Genomic DNA, 19327 nt, shown 5'->3' with positions numbered 1-19327 from the left:
CAAAAAACTACTTCGTGCTCACCGTCGCCTTCACGCTCATCCCGGCGCGCAGGGGATGGTTCGCATCCACCTTGTCGAGCACGATTTTCACCGGCACGCGCTGGGTTACTTTCACGAAGTTGCCGCTGGCGTTGTCGGGGGGCAGCAGGGCGAAGCGGGCACCCGTGGCGGCCGACAGCGACTCGATGTGGCCTTCGAAATCTTCTTTCGGGTAGGCGTCTACTTCGATTTTCACCTTCTGGCCCACTTTCATGTCTTCCAGCTGGGTTTCCTTGAAGTTAGCCACAATCCAAGTGTTGCCGCTGGCTACCAGGCCCATCAGCTGCTGGCCGGGCATTACTACCTGGCCGGGCTGCACGTTTTTGCGGCTCACGATACCGTCGCCGGAGGCGGTAAGGGTGGTGTAGCTCAATTGCAGCTTGGCGTTGTCGAGGTCAGTCTGGCGCTGTTTCACCACGGCCTGGGCCACTACGATTTGCTGCTCGGCGGCGAGTACCTGCTGGCGGGCCACACTCACCTGGTCGGTGGCGGTAGCGCGCTGAGCGAGGGTCGTTTTCAGGTTGGCCTGCACGGCGTCGTACTCGCTTTGCGGGATGATGTCGTCTTTACGCAGTTTGTCGCTGCGTTTCAGGTCTTTTTCGAGACGCTCGCGGCTGGCTTCGCTCACGCCAATGGTGGTTTGGGCGGTGCGCACGGTGGCCTGGGCAGTGGCTACCTGGGCGCGGGCGGCTACCACCTGGGCGTTGGCGGCGGCGAGGGCGGCCTCGGCGGCGTTGACGCGCTGCTGGTAGTCGGCCTGGTCGAGGGTGACGAGGACGTCGCCCTTTTTAACCACCTGGTTGTCCTGCACTTTCACTTCGAGCACGGGGCCGCCCACGCGGGGCAGGATGGGGTACACGTCACCTTCTACCTGGGCGTCGTCGGTGTCTTCGTGGGCTTTGGCATACTGGTAGCGGTTCCAGCCGTAGATGCTGCCGGCAATCAGCACGATGGCCAGGATGATGAGCGGAATCGGGCTGCGGCGCTTGGGTTCGGCGGCTTCGGTAGCAGGCGCGGCCACGATGGGCGCGTTGGGTTCGGTCTGAGCCATGAGAAAAAACGGAGAAGGGGTAAGTCGAAGAGTTTAAGAAGAAAAGTTATTGCGCACCAGCAAGGTAGCGCAGGAGGCCGTACGCAAAACCGCCTCGGCGGTGCTGCCCATCAGGAAGCGGGTGAGGCCCGTCTGGCCCAGGGCGCCAATCACAATCACATCGGCCTGGCAGCGGGCGGCCTCGGCCACGATTTCGGTGGCGGCCTCGCCGCGCAGCATTTCGGCGCTCACCTGGGTGGCGCCAGCCTCGCCGGCTGCGGCCTGCAGGGCGGCCAGCCGGCCGGCGCAGGTGGCGGGCCGCTCCTCGTCGGAGGGCGGAGCGGGCTCTACCACGTGCAGCAGCCGCAGGGCCGCGCCGGTGGCGGTGGCCAGCGCCGCCGCGTAGGCCACGAGCCCGGGCGAGGCGGCCGAGAAGTCGAGTGGACAGAGGATGGTTGTGAGGTGCATTTTTTTAGCTGTTAGCCAATAGCTGCTAGCTATTAGCTTTTTTTATTCTGCCAGAACGTTGGCTAACAGCTAGCAGCTATTAGCTAACAACTCAGAAAAGCTATTGCCAAATCTGCTCGCCGGTGGCGCGGCGCAGCTGGTACTGGCCGAGGGTGTAGTTGTACACGGCCTGGGCGCGGGCCAAACGCGACTGCGCCAGCTGAGTTTCGGCGTCGAGCACGTCGAGGTTCGAGCCGACGCCGTTGCTGTAGCGCGACTTGGCTTTGGTCAGGGCCTCGGTGGCCTGGCGCACTTGCTGAAGGGCATTTTCGTAGCGCGCCTGGCTGAATTCCATGTTGTTGACAGCCTGGCGCACGTCGGCGCGGATTTGCTCCTGCGTGTCCTGCGTGCGGGCCGAGGCGGCGCGCACGTTGGCCTGGGCCTCCACGCGCTGCTTCTTATTGCGCCCACCGTCGTAGATGGGTACCGACAGTTGAGCCACCCCCACGGTGTTGAAGCGAATCCTGTCGATATCCGGCAGGATGTAGCCGTTTTTGCCGCCGGCCTGGGCGCCGATGCCCAGCGTGGGCAGGTCGCTCTTTTCAACCACTTTGGCTTGCAGGGCAGCAGTTTGCTCGGCGTCACGGGCGAGCTTCACCTCGGGGCGGTTTTCGGCAGCTTTGGTCAGCTCGGCTTCCAGGCTCACGGGCTGGGGCTCGTAAGTCAGGCGGCCTTTCACCGGCACATCGACCTGCGACGGCTTATGCAGGAAGCGGGCCAGCTGCACCTGCTGGTTGCGCAGCTGGTTTTGCAGGTCGAGCTTGGTATTTTCGGCCTGCGTGATGCGTACGTCGGTGGTAGTCACGTCGAAGCGGGTGCTGACGCCGGCCTCCACGCGCTTCTGCATCTCGTTGCGGTGAGCCTGCAGCGAGGCAATCTGCTGGTCCTGCACCCGGATGCTTTCGCGCATAAACAGGATGTTGTAGTACACCTGCGCGGCGCTGAAGGCCAGGTCGCGGCGGCCTACGATGATGTTGTCCTGCGCCGTTTTCACCTGCGACTCGGCCAGGCGCACGCTGGCGGCGTTCTTGCCGAAATCCGTGAGCAGGTACTGGGCCGTGACGTGAAAATCGTAGTTGTTATTGGGAGCAAACTGCAGCTGCTCAGTGCTGCCCGGCAGCGCTATTTTCACCACCGGGTCGATGCGGGTGTAAGTGGCCGTGCCCGTAATCTGCGGCAGGAAGCCGGATTGCGTCTGCGTCAGGCGGCTGCTGGCAGCATTGCTCAGCTCAGTGAGGTTGGTCAGGCTGGGGTTGGCGTCGAGCACGGCTTGCAGGGTGCCGCCGAGCGTCAGCGAGTCGCTCACCAGGCCGATGGACTGGGCGGCGGCGGGCACGCTGGGCTGGTTTTGGGCCAGCGCTGGGTGGGCCAGCAGGCCGCCGAAGAGCGACAAACCCGCAAAACCCATCAGGTGATATCTGGAAAGCATAAGGCCAAATGGCTTAGGTGTGCCAGCCCTTTACCCATTGTTGTGCCAGCTACGCGGCCGGTCTCCCGTCTTTTTGTCAGCAGTTGATTACGTGTATTTTAATCGGATTTTAATAAAAATTCAGGCCGCTTAAAACATCGGCTCTCTTTGTTCGTTTCCTGAAATAGCAGGATTTTCTCAAAACACGCTCCTGCTATTTCAGGAAACCAAGCCGCGCTGACTGTGCCGAACGACGAAGAAAACCTGCTGCTGCACCTCAACGAGGCCATCGCCACCACCCGCGACAAGGAGACGCTGTTCAAAACCGTCACCACGAAGCTGCGGCTGATTTTTCCCTTCGACCTCATCGGTATCAACGTGTTTGACCGCGAGCAGAAGCGGCGGCGGCTGTTCATGCGCGATTATTTCGGCGGCGAAACCGGGGCCGGGCCCGAACTGATGCACCACTTCACCCAGTTTGAGCCGGTGGCCGGCACACCCACCGAAATGCTGCTGGCCGAGCCCATCTTCCGCCAAATCGAATTGGCCGACCTGCTGAGTCAATACCCCAACTTCCACGGCTTCGATAAGCTGACGGAAATGGGTATCTGCTGCCTCACGCTGGTGCCGCTACGCCTGGCTGGGCACCTCATTGGCTTCCTGATGCTGGCCACCCGCCGCCATCCTAATTTCAGCGCCGCCGACCAATCGCTGCTGGAGAAAATCGGCTCGCTGGTGGCCATTGCCGTGGCTAATACGCTGGCCTTCGAGGATATTGCCCGCCGCGAGCAGCAGCGCGCGTTGCAGCTCAACATCAGCAATGCCCTGCTCAGCATCAAGCAGCGCGAGCCGCTGTTTCGGGCCATCGCTGAGGAGCTGGCCCGCGTGGTGCCCTTCGATTATTTCGGCATCCGGGTGCAGCGCCCGAGCCGGCGCGAGGGCTTCGCGGGCTTCGCCGAATTTGCCCGTCCCGACGACGACCCGCAGGCTCCTTTACTAGCATTGGACCCCAAGCGGTACCAGGACCTGGAGTTCAATCTTTCGGCGATGTACAACCAGGTCGAAAATCTGCTGGAGCAGCCGGGGCTCTACACCGGCGAGGCGTTTCGGGAGCTGGCCCGCCGCTACCCCGCCATGCGCTACGTGTATGATGTGCACCAGACCCGCGCCATGCTGCTGGTGCCGCTGGGCCAGCGGCCGGGCGGAGCGGCCGTGCTGGTGCTGGCCTCGGATAATCCGCAAGGCTTTAACCAACAGGACTTAGAAACTGTGCAGGCGCTGGTGCCGCAGATTTCGCTGGCCCTGGAAAACCTCTTCGCCTTCGAGCAAATCGAGGAACTCAAGCAGCAGGTGGAGCAGGAGCGCAGCTACCTCATCGACGAAATCAACACCGCCGCCGTGGCCAAGGCCGGCGACCTCATCGGCCCCAGCGCCGCCCTGCACCTGGTGCAAACGCGCATCGCCCTAGTGGCCCCCACCGACACCACGGTGCTCGTGACCGGCGAAACCGGTACCGGCAAGGAAATGGTAGCCCGCGCCCTGCACCAGCAGTCGCCGCGCCACAACCGTGCCCTGGTGAAGCTGAACTGCGCAGCCCTGCCCGCCCAATTAATTGAAAGCGAACTATTCGGCCACGAGAAAGGTGCTTTCACCGGCGCCACCGAGCGCCGCATCGGCAAGTTTGAGCTGGCCGACGGCGGCACGATTTTCCTGGACGAAATCGGCGAGCTGCCGCTCGACTTGCAGGCCAAGCTGCTGCGGGTATTGCAGGAAAAAGAGTTTGAGCGCCTGGGCGGCAGCAAGGTACTGCTCACCGATGCCCGCGTGATAGCCGCCACCAACCGCGTGCTGGAAGACGAAGTGCGCGCCGGCCGCTTCCGTGCCGATTTGTACTACCGGCTCAACGTCTTTCCCATCCAGATGCCGCCCCTGCGCGAGCGGCCCGAGGATATCGAGCCGCTGGCCCGGCACTTCATCCAGCGCCTCAGCCAGCGCATGGCGCGCCCCATCCGCCAGTTGCGCCCGGCCGATTTGGCGGCGTTGCAGACCTACGCCTGGCCCGGCAATATCCGCGAGCTGGAGCACGTGCTGGAGCAGGCCGTTATCGTCAGCCAGGGGCCGTACCTGGAGTTCGGCGGCTTCGCGGCGGGGCCGCTGCTGGCGGTGGCGGGCTCCGGCAGCGCGGTAGTGGCAGTGGCAGCGGCCGAGCCGCCCATCAAAACGCTACGTGAGCAGGAGCGCGACCATATTCTGGCGGCGCTGCAACGCACCGGCGGGCGGGTGAGCGGGCCGCAGGGCGCGGCCGTGCTACTTGATATTAATGCTAAGACGCTGGAGGCGCGGATGAAAAAGCTGGGCATCCGCCGCACGGTGACGGCGGAAGGTTAATCACCGCGGCGCATCGAAGACCTCGCTCCACTCAATGGCCAAACCCGGCAGCGTAGCTACGGGCATAAGGCCGGGTTCGGCATATTCGGCCGTTATCTGATAATGGCCCTTGTCCGTCAGCTCAAAAATCTGGATGGTTTGCTCGCCCGGAAAAACCACCCAGTATTCGCGCACGCCGTTTTCCTGGTAAAGGTCGAACTTGGTAATGGTGTCGTGCTTTAGATTGCCGGGCGACACGATTTCGATAATCCAGTCGGGTGCGCCGAGACAGCCACGGTTATCAATCTTGGTCGGGTCGCATACCACACAAATGTCGGGCTGCACTACGGTTTGAATCTGCGCATCACTGCTGCCAACATTTCGGCTAAGACGCACATCGAATGGAGCATGAAACATCTCGCAACTTCCACCACGCAGGAAGGTTTCAATCGAATATTCAAGCCGCCGCGAGAGCCGCTGATGCGAAGGTGCCGGTGCCGACATGGGACGCAATACCTTGCCTTTTATCAACTCTACAAGCTCCGTGAACTTCCAGGTCAGGTAGTCGGCATAAGAATAAGTGCCTTCTGGATTGAGTTGGGAGAAAGATGTGATAGGGCTCATATGAATCGAGGTGAAAGTGCTTTCCTCAAAGATACAGGGGCACGCCGGGCCAGTTACAGTCTACTTCCAGGCCTTCAGTAGCCGGCGGAGCAGGATGATTTCGCTGGTGTGGTAGGCATTGTGGTCGCCGATGAGCAGGGCTTCGCGCAGGATATTCTGGCCCGTGCCGTGGGGCAGCGGGGCCAGCAAATCGGTAGCAGGATTCTGCAGCAAGTCAATGAACCGCTGACGGTCGGCGCTTATCTGGTCGAGGGTGTGCTGCCAGGTTTGCTCGTCGGCGGTGGCGTCTTTGGCGGGCCAGTAGCCCGCGGGCCATTCCGGCGATTGGTGGCGGGCGTCGAGGCTGAATTCCAGAATGTCCCACTGGGCAATGCGGACGTGCTCCGCCAAGTGCCAGATGGTGTAGGGCACCTCGGGCACGTGCTGGTTCCAGATTTCCGGCGTGAGGTCGGCCACGGCCTCTTCGAAAGTGGCGTGGGCGTTGCCTTTGGTGATGAGGGCAATGAGTTCGGCCACGAGGGCGGTGCGGGCGGCTTTTTCCATGAGACGGGCTGATGAGGTGCTTCTGCCTTACCAATCTGCGCCGGAATTGTTGCCCGGACGGCTATTCGTCGTCTTCCGGTGCTTTGCCCAGCTCATCCAGCGCCATTTTTATCAAGTCCTGCTCGTAGCCTTTGCCCGTCAGGTACACCGACATTTTCTGCCGCCGCACGCGCGGATTTTTCTCCTTTTCCTGCCGGTCTTTCTTCTCCAGAACATCCACCAGGTTCTGGTAGTATTCGTCGCCGTCGATTTCCTTCAGGCCCGACTTAATGCAGTACTCGCTGATGCCTTTCTGCTTCAATTCCTGCACGATGCGGCGGCGGCCCCACTTCTTCTGGCGATAGTGCCCGCTCACGTAGGCTTTGGCAAACCGCTCCTCATCCAGCAGCTTTTCGCGGCTCAGGCGGATGATGATTTCGCCGGCCTCATCTTCGTCAAGGCCGTAGGACTTAAGCTTTTGCTCCACTTCCTTCTGGGTGCGCTCCTGGTAGGCGCAGAAGGAGGCAATTTTCTGCAGGGCCTCGCCGGGCGTGTATTGCTTGGGGGTTTTGTCGGTTTTAAACATAGGAAGGCGCTGATTGCACAAAGAACTAACATCGGGCAGCGAAATTCGTTGCCTTAGCGGGCGGCCTTAAAATGTATTCGTCGCGTCAGCGTTAGTGCAGCTGCTGGGCTTTTACCAACCATCTGCCCGTTATGTGCCGTATTTTGGCACCGCGTCTTGCTCCTGCTCCTACCTATGCCTCTTTTATTTACTCGCCTGCTGCTCGTAATGGTCCTGCTGGGACCGGCGGCGCGCCTTTCCTACGCGGGCATCATCCGGGGCAAAATCAGCGGCAGCACCAACGAAATCCTGCCCTTTGCCAACGTGGCCGTGCGCGGCACCGCCACCAGCACCGCCAGCAACGAGCAGGGTTCCTATCAGTTGCGCCTCGACCCCGGGCAATATGAGCTGGTGTTTCAGTACGTCGGTTTCCGGCCGCTGGTGCAGCCGGTGCGCGTGCTGGGCGGCGACTCCGTTACCACGCTAAACGTGAGTTTGCAGCCCGAGTCCTACAACCTCGGCGAAGTGCTGGTGCGCTCCACCGACCGCGACCCGGCCTACGCCATCATTCAGGAAGCCCAGCAGTGGCGCGCTTACCATAAGCGCGAGGTAGCCGCCTTCCGGGGCCGACTCTATATCAAAGCTTTGGGCCGCCTCTCGGACACGCCCAGCAAAATCCTAGGCCTCTTCAAAACCGGCCCCGACCTGAAACCGGGTATTTTCTACCTCTCCGAAACCCTGTCCGACATCTCCTTCACCCAGCCCGACGTGGTGAAGGAGCGCACCATTTCGAGCCGCGTGAGCGGCGACAGCCGCGGCATCAGCTTCAACCGGGCCAGCGCGGGGCGCAACATGACGTTCTACAACAACGTGCTGAAGAGCGGTTTCTCGGAGCGCGGCTTTGTGTCGCCCATTGCCTCCAACGCCATGCTGTTCTACCGTTACGAGCTGGTGGGCAGCAAACAGCAGGGCGGCGAACTGGTGCATAAAATCCGCGTGACGCCCCGCCGCCGCAACGACCCGGCCTTTTCGGGCTACATCTATATTGCCGACGGCAGCTGGCGCATCCACTCCGTCGATTTGAGCCTCGACAAAAACGCCCAGCTCGACTACGTGGAAAGCCTGCACATCTCGCAGCTTTACGCGCCGGCGCCGGGCTCGCCCCACGTGTGGCTCATCCAGTCGCAGCAGCTCGACTTCTCATTCTCCGCGCTGGGCTTTAAGGGTTCGGGCTACCTCACGGCCGTGTTTACGAACTACTCCAACGTCGTGCCGACCTACCCGGCCCCGCCCGTGGCCAAAACGCCGCCGCCGGTCGTCAAGGAAGGCAAGGACGACGCCCCGAAGGGCCAGGAAACCGCCGCCCAGATTCGCAAGCGCAAGCCCGACCTCAGCGGCCTCAACAAGCAGGTGCGCAAGCAGGTGAAGCAGGCCCAGCGTGACTCGGTGAAAAACGACCCATTCGCTCAAATGGGCCGCAACGAGGTGCAGTTGGTCGAGAAAGGCGTGAACGAGCGCGACTCGGCCTACTGGGACCAGGTGCGCCCCGTGCCCCTTACGCTGGAGGAGCAGAAGGATTACCACGTGAAAGACAGCTCCGAAGTTATCCGTAACTCGCGCCCCTACCAGGATTCGCTCGACCGCGAGCGCAACAAGTTCGAGCCTATCAAGCTTCTCATCGGTGGCTACACGTACAGCAATACCTTCCGCAAGCGCAGCACCTCGGTGCTGCCCGTGGCCCAGATTATTCAGTATAACACCGTGGAAGGCACGGTGCTCAACGCGCAGGCCATCTTCACCCAGCGCACCGAAGACCGGCGCTTTCTTACCATTAAGCCCACGCTGCGCTACGGTTTTGCCGATGAGCGATTGAAGCCCAACCTGGAAATTGACTGGCAGCTGCACCCGGTGAAGCGTCAGCAGGTCAGCGTGTCCGTGGGCCGCACCATCCAGAATTTCGACCACAACAGCCAGCTCACGCCCGCCATCAACAGCATTTACACGCTGCTGGTCAACCAGAACTACGCCAAGCTCTACCGCCGCGACGGCGCCGAGCTGGTATACGTGACCGAGCCCGTGAATGGCCTCAACCTCCGCGTCAGCGGCGCCTACTTCGACCGTCACGAGCTGGAAAACAGCACTTACAAGCTCATAAATGATGTGCCCGGCCGCGCCTTCACGCCCAACGCCCCGGTGAGCGACGAGTTGCCCGACACCCGTTTCAACCGTAGCCAATTGCTGACCATGAGCGTGTCGCTCGACTTCAAGCCCGGCCAGCGCTACATCACCCGCCCCACCGGCAAAATCAACCTCGGCTCGAAGTGGCCTACTTTCAACATGCAGGCCCGCCACGCCATCGCCGGCGTGCTGGGCTCCGATGTGCGCTACACGCTGGCGCAGGCCGGTGTGCGCCACAGCTTTAAGCTCGGCCTGTTCGGCACCAGCAACTACGAGGCGGCCGTGGGCGGCTTCCTGGGCTCGCGGGCGGGGATGACGTTCATCGACTACCGCCATTTCTCCGGCAACCGCACCATCCTCACCGGCGACTTCAGCGACTTCCAGCTGCTCGACTACTACCGCTTCAGCACCAACAACAGCTACTTCGAAGGCCACTACAACCATCATTTCAACGGCTTCATCCTGAACAAGGTGCCGCTGCTGCGCCGCCTGAAATGGCAGGAAGTAGCCTCGCTCAACTACCTGCACACCGCCGCTGCCGGCCACTACCTGGAGCTGGGCGTGGGCATCGAGCACATTGTAAAAGTGCTGCGCGTTGATTTATACACCGCCCTGCAAAGCGGCGAGCGGCTGGGCACCGGCCTGCGGTTCGGTCTGGGCTTTTAAAGCAGAGTGCCCGGGTTGCTCACCCGGGCACTCTGCTTATTTTATTTCTTCAAAATCAACGTACTCGCCTCCCTGAGCACTGTGCGGCTTGTCGGGGTTGATGGTCTGGCGGGGCGGCACAAAATCAACGCGCACCTGCCCTGCCGACGGCGTGGGCCCAGACCGGGGCGGTGCCTGCGGCGGCACCTCGAAACCGTGAGTACGCATCTGCTTTCGGATAAATCGTGCCAGCAGCGCCTTCACCAGGCCGGGCAGGATGAACCGAATGAAAATAAGCGCAATCAGCAGAATCAGAATGTACTCCATTGGCAAAATGCTTTTTGTATTACGCCGGACTGACACAGCCCGGCACTCCTGCCTGCTTAACGCGCAAACCGGAAAATTGCTTTAACAAGTCGCAAATTTACGGCCTAGTCCCGCTGCCGCAGGCCTTGTGCCACCGCCCCGGCCACCAGCCCGCCCAGCGTGTACCAGGCCACGGTCATGAGCTTGGTTTGGGGGGTGCGGTTGCTCGGCGCCTCGCCCAGGCCCAGCGGCCCCGGCAGCACTACGCCGCCGATGCCCGCCGCCAGCCCCAAGCCCACGCCCCGTGCAATGGTGTGCGGGCCGCTACCCACCATGCTGTAGTAGAGGCCGTTTGAAACCAGGTCGCCCGCCATGGTCAGGGCGTAGGCGGTATCGTCGTCGGGTTGGGGGGCGTCGGCGGCGGCCAGCAGCTTGCGCAGGCCGCGCTCGCCCAGCACGTCCATGCGCGGGGCATCGTGGGGGCGCAGGCGGCGCATTGTTTCGTGCAGTACATTGAGGGCCAAAGCACCGGCAAAACCGGCGGCGAGGGAACGGAGAATTTTCATAGCTGGAAAAAGATGGAGTGGCAAGCGTAAAACGCAGGGCCTGGGAGCGGGTTGTTGTTTTTTTTCAGCCAGAAGGTTGCGCCGCTTTATCCGGCTTGCCTATCTTTGTTGTCCCAATCGGAAATACTGTATGGGAAACGCCTTCTTAGCTCAGCTGGTAGAGCAGCTCATTCGTAATGAGCAGGTCGCAGGTTCGAATCCCGTAGAAGGCTCTAAAGCCCGTTGATAATCAAACGATTATCAACGGGCTTTTTCTATTCACCGGCAGTCAGTGTGCCTTTTCGGATACTCTCGCTATGCATCCCGACTCCCCCGCCCCGCTGGCTTCCACCAAAAAGTGCCCTCACTGCGGCCAGTGGACCAGCTGGCAGCAGCACCCCGACGACCGCTGCGAGCACTGCCAACAGACGCTGGAGCCGCACCGCGTGGCCAACGACCAAGCCCGTCAGGCCCTGAATGATAAATCCGGGCCCAACCTGGTCCTCATCGACATCAATCCCGACGACCCACTACCCCTGAAGCTGGCCAAATATGTGATTCGCGGGGGCCAATTGTTTTTTGCCGCCATTGTGGCCTTCGTGGTATGGGTAGTCACCGTGCTGGCTGGTTGAGGCATCATGCCCACTCTCTGTTACTAACAGCATTTACGCTGACCTACGGGCTATTATATGCTAACCGGCACTGGCTGCATTGGCCGTTGCCGGCCATTATCACCTCCTATCTGGCCGATGTGCTAGCCCTGCCGCTCATCCTGAGTGGGGCGCTGTGGCTCATGCGTCACGTTTATTTCAGGCAATCCGGCTTCACGCTGCCAGTTGCCTGGGTAATAAGCACCTGGGCAGTCCTAAGTATCTGGTTTGAGTTGCTACTGCCTTATTTGCAGCCGCACACCGCTACCGCCGATGGCTTCGATGTGCTTGCCTACGCCTTGGGCGGCCTGATTTTCTGGCGCTGGCTGAATTCAGCGCCTGTTTACCACTATAGCCTGCAAAAAGAAAAACCCCGCCTCAACTGAATGAGACGGGGTTTTCCACTAATCAACAGGGAATTTAACCCTTATTCAATCGTGCGATAGTCATCGTCTTGCGAGCGGTAGCTGCTGCCCGAGCCCGAAGCCCGGCTGCTGAAGTCGCTGGTCGAAGCGCCACCGAAGCCGGAGTCGCTGGGACGCTTAGCGCTCGACTCGCCACCAAACGACGGCATCGAAGCCGGGCGGTTGCTGGTATTGGCCGGGCGACGGTTGGAAGCATCGGGCGCCTGGTAACCAGCGCTGCCGGTGCGGGTGAAGCTGCCCGAGCGGCCATATACTGAGCGCGGGCTGCTGTCGCTGCTCTCCGACGACGAAGCGTCCGAGGCTTTCACTTTGCGGTAGGCCAGCCAGCCCAGGCCAGCGGCCAGGATGGCGCCGCCTACTACTTTCTGGGTGGTGCTGAGGTTGCCGACTTTAGCAGCAGCGCGGCCGCTCCAGTCTTTCACGCTCTGCGTGGTCTGGTCAACAGTTTCGCGCAGGTGCGCGTCCCCAATCCATTTTTTACCGCTGTCGAGGGCGGTGCGGCCCGTTTCGACGGCGCTATCGAGCACACTGCGGCCGCTTTCTACGGCACTGTCGAGGGCGCTGCGGCCACTGGCCAGGGCGCTGTCGATGATGCTGGTAGGCTGGTCGGCCGAGGTTTGGGCGCTGGCATTGCTCGGCGCTGGCGACGAGGAAGCTTGCGAACGGGAATTGGTATCAGTTGCCGAGGCAGTCGGCTTGTTTTGCTGGGTATTCATGGGAAAGGAATGAAGGTGGAAAGGAAGGGTGACGCCAACCGCTGAGGCGGCGCTGGGTAGTATTCGTAATCGCCGCCGTCAAAGTTGCACTAAGCCGGCATTTGTTTTAATCCTGTACCGAAACAAGTAGTAAGCAGCCGGATTTGACAGCTCCCGCCGCCGCCAACTTTAGCCCGGCGCTACCGTACTGCCTACCAATACTTTTAACGCGGCCATCCGTCGCACATAGCCGCTAATACCGTGCGCTTTACCGATAAAGTTTGCTTCATCACCGGTGCCACTTCGGGCATCGGCCGCGCCACCGCTCTGCAAATGGCCCGCGAAGGCGGCAAAATAGCGGCCGTCGGCCGCGACGCCGCCGAAGGCCAGGAAGTAGTGGCCGAGATTAAAAAGTTGGGCGGCGAAATCCTTTTCCTGAAAGCCGATGTGGGCAAAGACCGGCAGCTGGCCGCCGCCGTGCGCAAAACCCTGGCCCGCTGGGGCCGCATCGACGTGCTGGTGAATGACGCGGCCATGATGACCTACGAGCCGATTCTAAAAATCACCTCCAAGGCTTGGGACCAGCTTTTTGCCGTCAACCTGCGGGCGCTGTTTCGCCTCTGTCAGCTTTGTCTGCCGCACATGCAGCACGGCGCAGTGGTAGCCGTCTCGTCGGTCCATGCGCACCAGACCAGCGCCAACGTGGTGCCCTACGCCGCCAGCAAGGGCGCGATGGAGGCCTTCGTGCGCGGCCTCAGCCTCGAAATTCCCCACACCCAGGCCCGCATCAACGCCGTAGCGCCCGGTGCCGTGGATACGCCCATGCTGCACGACAATCCGAACATCAAATCGGGCGCCGAGCACCTCAGCGGGCAGATTGGCAAGCCCCGCGAGTTGGCGGCCGCCATCTGCTTCCTGGCCTCGAGCGAGGCGTCGTTTGTGAACGGCACCACGCTGGTGGTGGATGGCGGGCGGCTGGCGCAGCTGTAAGCCAGAATTGCAAAGAGCTGTCATCTTGAGCGCCGCGAAGGACCTGCTCGCGTCCGAACAGTTATTGTTCCGGCGTGAGCAGGTCCTTCGCGGCGCTCAAGATGACAGTTCGCTTTTCAGCGCTTCCCCCGTGTCAGCCGATACGCTTCCTCCCGCGCTTCCACTTCAAACTTATTGTTGAAGTAGCCCACCCGCGCCGATTCCACCAGGTATTTCCACAGAAAGGGCACGAAGCCGTGCTCCCGAAACTGCCGGATGTGCACGCGCTCGTGCGCCAGCCACTCGGCGTCGGCCAGAAACTCTTCGCGGGTGGCCCCACTCAGATGCACGGTCTGGCCAATGACCATGGCCACGTTGGCCTTATTGCCCAGCACCAAGCGGGCAATGCGGGCCAGCGGCGAGTTGGTCCAGGTGCGGGGGAATTTGGTGGGCTCAGACATAGGGAAATAGAAGGGCGCTAGTACGCCGAAAGTTTCGGGATGGTTGCAAGGGCGAAAAAGATTTTTCGCCCAAATCATTGTACCAAATAAAGAATCTTTGACTTTTTCCGAGCAAAAATGCCGGAGTTACGAAAAGTTTGCCTTAGCTTTACCCCAAGGCTGGCTTTATAACCACTAAAAAAAGCCAATTGCTCGACTCTTTTTCACTTCTTTTCCCAAGCTGCCCGCAGCATCGCCTATCGACGGAGAAACTACTAGCCCGGCTCTTTTGCCTCTCACCGCAGAACCCGGATTTCCTCCCCCTACCACCCAACGACGGACAATGAAAAACAGCCTCCTGTATTGCCTCGCCGCTGCTTCGCTGGCTCTCTCTTTCTTCTTCGAACGCCCCGCTACCGATGCTTCGGGTACGGCCTGCGCCCCTGCGGCGCCCGCCGTGGCCGAAGCATCGCTGTTTCCGGCCCTCCTGGAAAATGAGCCCGAAAGCACCCCGGCCGGCACCGCCAAAGGCCCCGTGAACCCCGCCGACGCGCTGGCCGCCACCGCCGCCCGCGACTCCATCACCTACCACTACTACGCGCAAACCCTGGGCCTGCACCTCGACTACACCGAGGACAAGGACTTGCTGCAAGCCGTAACCAACTGGGTGGGCACGCCTTATAGCTACGGCAGCAACTCGCAGCGCTACGGCACCGACTGCTCGGGCTTCGTGACCCGCGTGTTCAAGGAAGTATACGGCATCACGCTTAAGCGCAGCTCGCGCTCGATGTTTACGACCGTGAAGCGCGTGCCACGCAAGGAGATGCATACCGGCGACCTGGTATTTTTCCGTCGCGGCCGCGGCCCCATCTACCACGTGGGCATCTACCTGAAAGACGGCAAGTTTGCTCACTCGGCTTGTGGCAAAGGCGTTACTATCAGCTCGCTGCGCGAAGGCTATTACAATCACAATTTCTACGCGGCCGGCCGCGTGATGGCTATTGAGCCAGCCGCCGAGCCGGCCGCCGAACTGGCCGTAGCGCAGTAGGTATTTGTCTGAATTTTGAAAAGGCGCCCGGCTCTTGCAGTCGGGCGCTTTTTTTGTGCCCCGTGCGGCCCCAGCATCTTTCCGCAAGCCCAACCAAACACCAGCCCGGACTTAACGTAGAAGTGCCGACGGGCCCGCGAAGCCCGTTTCTCTCATCTTATTTCGCCTTACCAAATGGACATCACGCAACAAGCGAGCGAAGAGCTCGAAAAAATTCTGCCCGAAGACCTGGCCCGGACTTTCGAAAGCGCCTACCACGTATTCAAAGGCGAAGCCGAACACATTGACGACCTGCTGAAAAGCGGCGGCACCCTGCTGCGCAAAGCCTCGAAGCGACTCACGCAGACGCAAATGATAATCGGCATCGCCGTATTGGCAGTTGCAGCCGTCGTGGCTATTAATAAGGCGCAGGAGGAGTAAACCTCCTCTGTCATGCTGAACGCAGAGAAGCATCCTATTACGTCTCAACGACTCGTTGTGGCGTAATAGGATGCTTCTCTGCGTTTAGCAGGACAGTTTATTACCGAATTTCTACCTCAATGGGCAGCACCAGGCGCACGGCCACCGGGCGCCCGCGCTGCTGCCCGGGCTCGAAGCGCGGCAGCCGTAGCGCCGCTGCCATAATGGCTTCGTCGAACTCGTTGCTGATGCTTTTGAGCATGACGGGGCGCGTGACGCGGCCATCGGGCTCCACCACGAAGCTTAGCTGCCCCTGCCGGGCCAGCGCCTGCTCCGGGAATTCGATGCGCTCGAGCAGCGCGGCTTTGACGGCGGCGATGCCCCCCCCGCCGGGCAGCTCGGGCATCTTCTGCGCCTGACTGTAAATCTGGGTTTCGGGCACCGGGGGCGCGATGCCGGCGGGTGGGGGCGGCGGCTCAAACCAGATGTTGAGAGCCTGCGACACGGCCACGGGCTGGTCGTCGTAGCCCAGGGCGGGCTGCCAGCGCGGCATGCTGCGCACGAGGCGCAGGGCTTCGTCGTCGCAGGCGGGGCTGAGGGAGTTGACCACTTCGGTAGCGCCCACGCGCCCATCGGGTCTCAGCACGAAACGGACGGTGACACGGCCGCGCAGGTCGCGGGTTTTGACTTCGGCGGGCGGGTTGAGGTTTTTGCGCAGGTAGGTATCGAGCGCATCGTTGCCGCCGGCAAACTGCGGGGTGCGGCTTACCTCATTGGCACTGAAGACGTGGCGGGGCGAGTAGAACACCACCGGCACCGTGAGCACCACGGCCACGGGCTGGCCATTGTAGCGACCGGGCACCAGACGCGGCAGCTGGCGCACGGCCGTCAGGGCCGCCGCATCGGTAGCCGGGTTCAGGCTCTGGGCGATGCTGAACTGCCGGGCCACGCCGCTCACGCCGATGACCATTCGCACGAATACGCGGCCTTCGACCTTGCCCTCACGCACCTCGGGCGGCAGCTGCACCGCCCGCTGAATAGTTTTGACCAGGGCCAGGTTGCCGCCGCCGCCGGGCAGGGCGGGCATCTGCTCGACGTAGCTGAAAATGCGCGAGGTATCGGCGGGATACTGGCTGTAAAACTGGGCCATTGTGGGCCGGGCGACCAGCAGCAGCAAGCTCATCCCCGCAACCCGGCGCAGTGAAAAAAGGCGGGTTCTCATGGGGCAAATTTACGCAAGGCAGTTTTTGAGTGTTTGGGCGAATTCCACGCAACGGTTCCTCCGGCCACTTCCGGCCACGCCGATTAGCGGTGTTAGGTGTTAGGTGTTAGGTGTTAGGTGTTAGGTGTTAGGTGTTAGGTGTTAGGTGTTAGGTGTTAGGTGTTAGGTGGCATACGAATCCTAAAACCTAATACCTAACACCTTCCAATGGTCAGACAAAGCTCTGCGGTAAATTCGTCCGACCAATCACTGCAGCTTCCACTCGGCCGACACCCGCGGGTTCTGCTCCTGCGCACTACGCAAAAACACTAGCTCATCCAGCTTGCCCACCCGCCAGTTTTCCAGCATGTTGTCGTAATAAACGGACCCCGGATTCCCACTCTGCCCGCCCGGAAACAGCCCGTAGGCTCGCACCTGCGGCCCCAGCGCTACCACCATGCGCCACGAAGGTCCATTTCGCTCCGACGTGGCATTGACGATGCCCGCACCGCCGCCGCAGTCCACGTCATCGTGGCCGAAGCCTTTGATTTTTAGCAGGTGCAGGATGTCGGTGCTTTTCTGATTGGCCCAGCGCCACTTGGTGCTTTGCGGGCCAAATTTGCGGGTCAGCGAGTCGATGGCGAAGTCGAGGCTTTGGCGGGCTAGCTGCGGCATCGTTTCGTGGGCGGGGGTGCGGCGGTCGTCAACCCAGGGACTGTTTTCTTCGCTCAGCAACAGATTGTTGGTACGGTCGCGGGCGGGTGGGCGCATTTCCAGGCCGGTGGCTTTTTTGCCGAAATCATCGTCCCAGAGGCGCTTCACCAGCTCATTGTACCACACCTCAAACAGGCTGGCGCCGATGGCATCGGCGCTGTATTGGTAGTTCCAGCGGCGCAGCTCGGCCTGGGCTTTCGCGGCGGGCGATTTGGCAGCCGGGGTGCCCGCCAGGGCCAGCAGGCGCGGCAGCATCAGCTGGGCGTTGAGGCCGAGGTTGTCGTTCTGAAGCTGGCGCAGGCTGTCGGGCGTGGCCTGGGTCATGCGGGCCAGGCGCTGGTTGATGCGGCGGGCGCGCTCCGAGCCGCTGTAATCCCAGTTGAGGTAGTAGGGATAGTCGCGCGGGTGGGCGGAGAATTGGTTGGCCGAGCTCACGAAGCCCCGCGCCGGGTTCCGGACGTGCGGATTCTGGGCGGCCGGAATCCAACTCTGCCACTCCTGGGCGGGGTCGCGGCCGTCGAGCACGAACTTGCCCTGCTCGCGCCACTTGAGTGGGAAACGACCGTTAGGCCAAAGGGCAATGTCCTGCGCGGCATCGGCGTAGATAAAGTTCTGGGCGGGCGCGCCGTAGCTGGCCAGCGAGGCCACGTAGCTGGCGTAGTCGTGGGCGCGGTTGAGGTGGTAGAAGGTCAGAAACTCGTTGGCCGCGTCGTGGGCCGTCCAGCGCAGGGCGTGGCCGATGGGCGTCTGCGACAGAAATGGTTCCTCCTGGTGGTCGTACACCACGGGGCCGTGGTGGGTGTAGAGCACGGTGTCGAGCCGGTCGGGGCGGTCGCGCACCTTGATGCGCTCCACGCGCGGCGTCAGGGGTTTCCAGCGGCCGTCGTGCCAGTATTCACGGCGGGTGTTGTCCTTGAATTTCAGCTGAAACCAGTCGAGCACATCGGCGTAGGTATTCGTCACGCCCCAGGCCACCTGCTCATTAAAGCCGATGATGGCGAAGGGCGCGCCGGGAATGGATACGCCGTACACGTTCACGCCGGGCGCCTGCAGCTGCACCTGGTACCAGATGCTGGGCAGGTTGAGCTGCAGGTGCGGGTCGTTGGCCAGCAGCGGGAAGCCGGTGGCCGAGCGGGCGCCGCTCACGGCAAAGTTATTCGAGCCCAGCTCTTTTCTGGCGTCATACGGCGGCACTTCTTCCGCCTCAGCGGCCTTGAAGGCGGCCGGCACCGGCGGCACCGGCTGGGGCGTAAAATCCAGCGGCGTACCGAGCGGAATGACCGGACTTTCGCGGCGCGGATAGTCCGGAAACAGGTCTTTGACCACGGCCGGACCGTATTTCGCCAGCGCGTTGCTCATCCGCATGTCGTCCGACTTGCCGGTCAGGTCGAAAGCCATGTACTTCAGAATAAGCACGCTCTTGAGCGGCTCCCAGGGCTCCGGCGCGTAGTCGAGCAGCTTGTATTCAAAGGGCAACGTGGCCGGCGTCAGGGTCTTGATGTAGCTGTTCACGCCCTCGGCGTAGGCCGTAAGCACCAGCCGGGAAGTGGGCTCCGCCATCGCCGCTTTCAGCGATTTCTCAGCCCCAAACCCCAGGCCCATGCGCCGGAAAAACCGGTCGGTTTCGAGCCGGGCCGGACCCACGATTTCAGATAAGCGCCCGGCGGCAACGTGGCTCACGAAATCCATCTGCCAGAGCCGGTCGCGGGCCGTAAGGTAGCCTTGGGCGTAGTACAGGTCGTGGTCGTTGAGGGCGAAGACGTGCGGCACGCGGTGGTCGTCGTAGCGCACCGTCACGGGCTGCTGCAGGCCGGGGAGCTGCAGTTCCTGCTGCGTGGGAAAATCGGCGGCGGCCTCCGCGTTGCGCCAGAAGCCCCGGTACGGGCTCAGCAGCTTGCCGAAGGGGGGCGTATCGCCGAGCTTGGTGTTGAGCGCCCACACGAGGGCGAGGCCAGCGGCCAGCGTCAGGAGGGCTTTTATCCAGGAAAGCATGGCCCAATTTAGCTGGTTGAAGCAAAAGAACGTGTCATGCTGAACGCAGTGAAGCATC

General features: G+C 61.7%; 19 protein-coding genes and 1 tRNA gene. 8 read left to right on the top strand and 12 right to left on the bottom strand.

Translation table 11 applies throughout. The annotated features are described in order from the left end of the window. Positions 1 to 7: 7 nt before the first annotated feature. The 3 genes from Q5H93_RS01010 to Q5H93_RS01000 all read right to left on the bottom strand — a co-directional run bounded on the left by Q5H93_RS01010 (position 8) and on the right by Q5H93_RS01000 (position 3005). Complete coding sequence (locus Q5H93_RS01010; protein WP_305004608.1) at positions 8 to 1090, bottom strand: HlyD family secretion protein; 1083 nt, start codon at positions 1088 to 1090, stop codon at positions 8 to 10. Between the two features lie 33 nt (positions 1091 to 1123). Then, entirely contained in the window at positions 1124 to 1537 is a 414-nt protein-coding gene (locus Q5H93_RS01005; protein ID WP_305004607.1) for a universal stress protein, read from the bottom strand. Between the two features lie 100 nt (positions 1538 to 1637). Further along, on the bottom strand, positions 1638 to 3005 hold the full coding sequence (locus Q5H93_RS01000) for a TolC family protein (protein ID WP_305004606.1): 1368 nt from the start codon (positions 3003 to 3005) through the stop codon (positions 1638 to 1640). A gap of 222 nt (positions 3006 to 3227) precedes the next feature. Here Q5H93_RS01000 and Q5H93_RS00995 point away from each other — a divergent pair, with 222 nt between their 5' ends. After that, a complete protein-coding gene (locus tag Q5H93_RS00995; RefSeq protein WP_305004605.1) occupies positions 3228 to 5372 on the top strand; it encodes a sigma 54-interacting transcriptional regulator in 2145 nt (714 codons plus the stop codon). On the opposite strand, the gene Q5H93_RS00990 is transcribed toward Q5H93_RS00995, so the two are convergent. From Q5H93_RS00990 to Q5H93_RS00980, 3 genes are all read right to left on the bottom strand, one after another. Continuing rightward, on the bottom strand, positions 5373 to 5975 hold the full coding sequence (locus Q5H93_RS00990) for a Uma2 family endonuclease (RefSeq protein ID WP_305004604.1): 603 nt from the start codon (positions 5973 to 5975) through the stop codon (positions 5373 to 5375). A 60-nt stretch (positions 5976 to 6035) separates the two neighbouring features. Then, positions 6036 to 6518 carry a DinB family protein gene (locus Q5H93_RS00985; RefSeq protein ID WP_305004603.1) on the bottom strand — a complete coding sequence of 161 codons (483 nt, stop codon included), beginning with the start codon at positions 6516 to 6518 and terminating at the stop codon, positions 6036 to 6038. Positions 6519 to 6579: 61 nt separating this feature from the next. After that, on the bottom strand, positions 6580 to 7083 hold the full coding sequence (locus Q5H93_RS00980; RefSeq protein WP_305004602.1) for a regulatory protein RecX: 504 nt from the start codon (positions 7081 to 7083) through the stop codon (positions 6580 to 6582). 174 nt (positions 7084 to 7257) lie between these two features. On the opposite strand from Q5H93_RS00980, the gene Q5H93_RS00975 reads away from it, so the two are divergent. Continuing rightward, positions 7258 to 9906, top strand: a complete 2649-nt coding sequence (locus Q5H93_RS00975) for a DUF5686 and carboxypeptidase regulatory-like domain-containing protein (RefSeq protein ID WP_305004600.1) — start codon at positions 7258 to 7260, stop codon at positions 9904 to 9906. Positions 9907 to 9942: 36 nt separating this feature from the next. On the opposite strand, the gene Q5H93_RS00970 is transcribed toward Q5H93_RS00975, so the two are convergent. Both Q5H93_RS00970 and Q5H93_RS00965 read right to left on the bottom strand, forming a co-directional pair. Further along, positions 9943 to 10212: a DUF4834 family protein gene (locus Q5H93_RS00970; RefSeq protein ID WP_305004599.1), complete on the bottom strand. Its 270-nt coding sequence runs from the start codon at positions 10210 to 10212 to the stop codon at positions 9943 to 9945. Between the two features lie 104 nt (positions 10213 to 10316). Continuing rightward, positions 10317 to 10757: a hypothetical protein gene (locus tag Q5H93_RS00965; RefSeq protein WP_305004598.1), complete on the bottom strand. Its 441-nt coding sequence runs from the start codon at positions 10755 to 10757 to the stop codon at positions 10317 to 10319. Positions 10758 to 10896: 139 nt separating this feature from the next. Here Q5H93_RS00965 and Q5H93_RS00960 point away from each other — a divergent pair. The 3 genes from Q5H93_RS00960 (at position 10897) to Q5H93_RS00950 (ending at position 11772) form a co-directional block, all read left to right on the top strand. Continuing rightward, positions 10897 to 10969, top strand: a tRNA-Thr gene (locus Q5H93_RS00960). 84 nt (positions 10970 to 11053) lie between these two features. After that, positions 11054 to 11368, top strand: a complete 315-nt coding sequence (locus Q5H93_RS00955; RefSeq protein WP_305004597.1) for a hypothetical protein — start codon at positions 11054 to 11056, stop codon at positions 11366 to 11368. Positions 11369 to 11454: 86 nt separating this feature from the next. Then, a complete protein-coding gene (locus Q5H93_RS00950; RefSeq protein ID WP_305004596.1) occupies positions 11455 to 11772 on the top strand; it encodes a hypothetical protein in 318 nt (105 codons plus the stop codon). Between the two features lie 41 nt (positions 11773 to 11813). Here Q5H93_RS00950 and Q5H93_RS00945 read toward each other — a convergent pair whose 3' ends face one another. After that, positions 11814 to 12527, bottom strand: a complete 714-nt coding sequence (locus tag Q5H93_RS00945; protein WP_305004595.1) for a hypothetical protein — start codon at positions 12525 to 12527, stop codon at positions 11814 to 11816. 240 nt (positions 12528 to 12767) lie between these two features. On the opposite strand from Q5H93_RS00945, the gene Q5H93_RS00940 reads away from it, so the two are divergent. After that, positions 12768 to 13496, top strand: a complete 729-nt coding sequence (locus tag Q5H93_RS00940; RefSeq protein WP_305004594.1) for an SDR family NAD(P)-dependent oxidoreductase — start codon at positions 12768 to 12770, stop codon at positions 13494 to 13496. 116 nt (positions 13497 to 13612) lie between these two features. Here Q5H93_RS00940 and Q5H93_RS00935 read toward each other — a convergent pair whose 3' ends face one another. Continuing rightward, entirely contained in the window at positions 13613 to 13936 is a 324-nt protein-coding gene (locus Q5H93_RS00935) for a hypothetical protein (protein ID WP_305004593.1), read from the bottom strand. Positions 13937 to 14258: 322 nt separating this feature from the next. Here Q5H93_RS00935 and Q5H93_RS00930 point away from each other — a divergent pair, with 322 nt between their 5' ends. Then, positions 14259 to 14963 (top strand): C40 family peptidase, encoded by a 705-nt coding sequence (locus tag Q5H93_RS00930; protein WP_305004592.1) that lies wholly within the window; start codon positions 14259 to 14261, stop codon positions 14961 to 14963. 174 nt (positions 14964 to 15137) lie between these two features. Then, a complete protein-coding gene (locus tag Q5H93_RS00925) occupies positions 15138 to 15383 on the top strand; it encodes a hypothetical protein (protein ID WP_305004591.1) in 246 nt (81 codons plus the stop codon). A 100-nt stretch (positions 15384 to 15483) separates the two neighbouring features. On the opposite strand, the gene Q5H93_RS00920 is transcribed toward Q5H93_RS00925, so the two are convergent. Both Q5H93_RS00920 and Q5H93_RS00915 read right to left on the bottom strand, forming a co-directional pair. After that, positions 15484 to 16584 (bottom strand): energy transducer TonB, encoded by a 1101-nt coding sequence (locus Q5H93_RS00920; RefSeq protein ID WP_305004590.1) that lies wholly within the window; start codon positions 16582 to 16584, stop codon positions 15484 to 15486. 246 nt (positions 16585 to 16830) lie between these two features. Next, on the bottom strand, positions 16831 to 19269 hold the full coding sequence (locus Q5H93_RS00915; protein ID WP_305004589.1) for a penicillin acylase family protein: 2439 nt from the start codon (positions 19267 to 19269) through the stop codon (positions 16831 to 16833). Between the last annotated feature and the right edge of the window lie 58 nt (positions 19270 to 19327).

The sequence above is a fragment of the Hymenobacter aranciens genome (genome assembly GCF_030580865.1).
Lineage (GTDB): Bacteria > Bacteroidota > Bacteroidia > Cytophagales > Hymenobacteraceae > Hymenobacter > Hymenobacter aranciens.
This window is presented reverse-complemented; position numbering and strand designations above follow the sequence as displayed.

What these genes read in the sequence shown, in the direction of transcription:
- Q5H93_RS00925 (WP_305004591.1), top strand. Translation starts at nt 15,138, where the DNA reads ATGGACATCACGCAACAAGCGAGCGAAGAGCTCGAAAAAATTCTGCCC.
- Q5H93_RS00935 (WP_305004593.1), bottom strand. Translation starts at nt 13,936, where the DNA reads ATGTCTGAGCCCACCAAATTCCCCCGCACCTGGACCAACTCGCCGCTG.
- Q5H93_RS01010 (WP_305004608.1), bottom strand. Translation starts at nt 1,090, where the DNA reads ATGGCTCAGACCGAACCCAACGCGCCCATCGTGGCCGCGCCTGCTACC.
- Q5H93_RS00985 (WP_305004603.1), bottom strand. Translation starts at nt 6,518, where the DNA reads ATGGAAAAAGCCGCCCGCACCGCCCTCGTGGCCGAACTCATTGCCCTC.
- Q5H93_RS00955 (WP_305004597.1), top strand. Translation starts at nt 11,054, where the DNA reads ATGCATCCCGACTCCCCCGCCCCGCTGGCTTCCACCAAAAAGTGCCCT.
- Q5H93_RS00965 (WP_305004598.1), bottom strand. Translation starts at nt 10,757, where the DNA reads ATGAAAATTCTCCGTTCCCTCGCCGCCGGTTTTGCCGGTGCTTTGGCC.
- Q5H93_RS01005 (WP_305004607.1), bottom strand. Translation starts at nt 1,537, where the DNA reads ATGCACCTCACAACCATCCTCTGTCCACTCGACTTCTCGGCCGCCTCG.
- Q5H93_RS00920 (WP_305004590.1), bottom strand. Translation starts at nt 16,584, where the DNA reads ATGAGAACCCGCCTTTTTTCACTGCGCCGGGTTGCGGGGATGAGCTTG.
- Q5H93_RS00970 (WP_305004599.1), bottom strand. Translation starts at nt 10,212, where the DNA reads ATGGAGTACATTCTGATTCTGCTGATTGCGCTTATTTTCATTCGGTTC.
- Q5H93_RS01000 (WP_305004606.1), bottom strand. Translation starts at nt 3,005, where the DNA reads ATGCTTTCCAGATATCACCTGATGGGTTTTGCGGGTTTGTCGCTCTTC.
- Q5H93_RS00975 (WP_305004600.1), top strand. Translation starts at nt 7,258, where the DNA reads ATGCCTCTTTTATTTACTCGCCTGCTGCTCGTAATGGTCCTGCTGGGA.
- Q5H93_RS00930 (WP_305004592.1), top strand. Translation starts at nt 14,259, where the DNA reads ATGAAAAACAGCCTCCTGTATTGCCTCGCCGCTGCTTCGCTGGCTCTC.
- Q5H93_RS00915 (WP_305004589.1), bottom strand. Translation starts at nt 19,269, where the DNA reads ATGCTTTCCTGGATAAAAGCCCTCCTGACGCTGGCCGCTGGCCTCGCC.
- Q5H93_RS00980 (WP_305004602.1), bottom strand. Translation starts at nt 7,083, where the DNA reads ATGTTTAAAACCGACAAAACCCCCAAGCAATACACGCCCGGCGAGGCC.
- Q5H93_RS00990 (WP_305004604.1), bottom strand. Translation starts at nt 5,975, where the DNA reads ATGAGCCCTATCACATCTTTCTCCCAACTCAATCCAGAAGGCACTTAT.
- Q5H93_RS00945 (WP_305004595.1), bottom strand. Translation starts at nt 12,527, where the DNA reads ATGAATACCCAGCAAAACAAGCCGACTGCCTCGGCAACTGATACCAAT.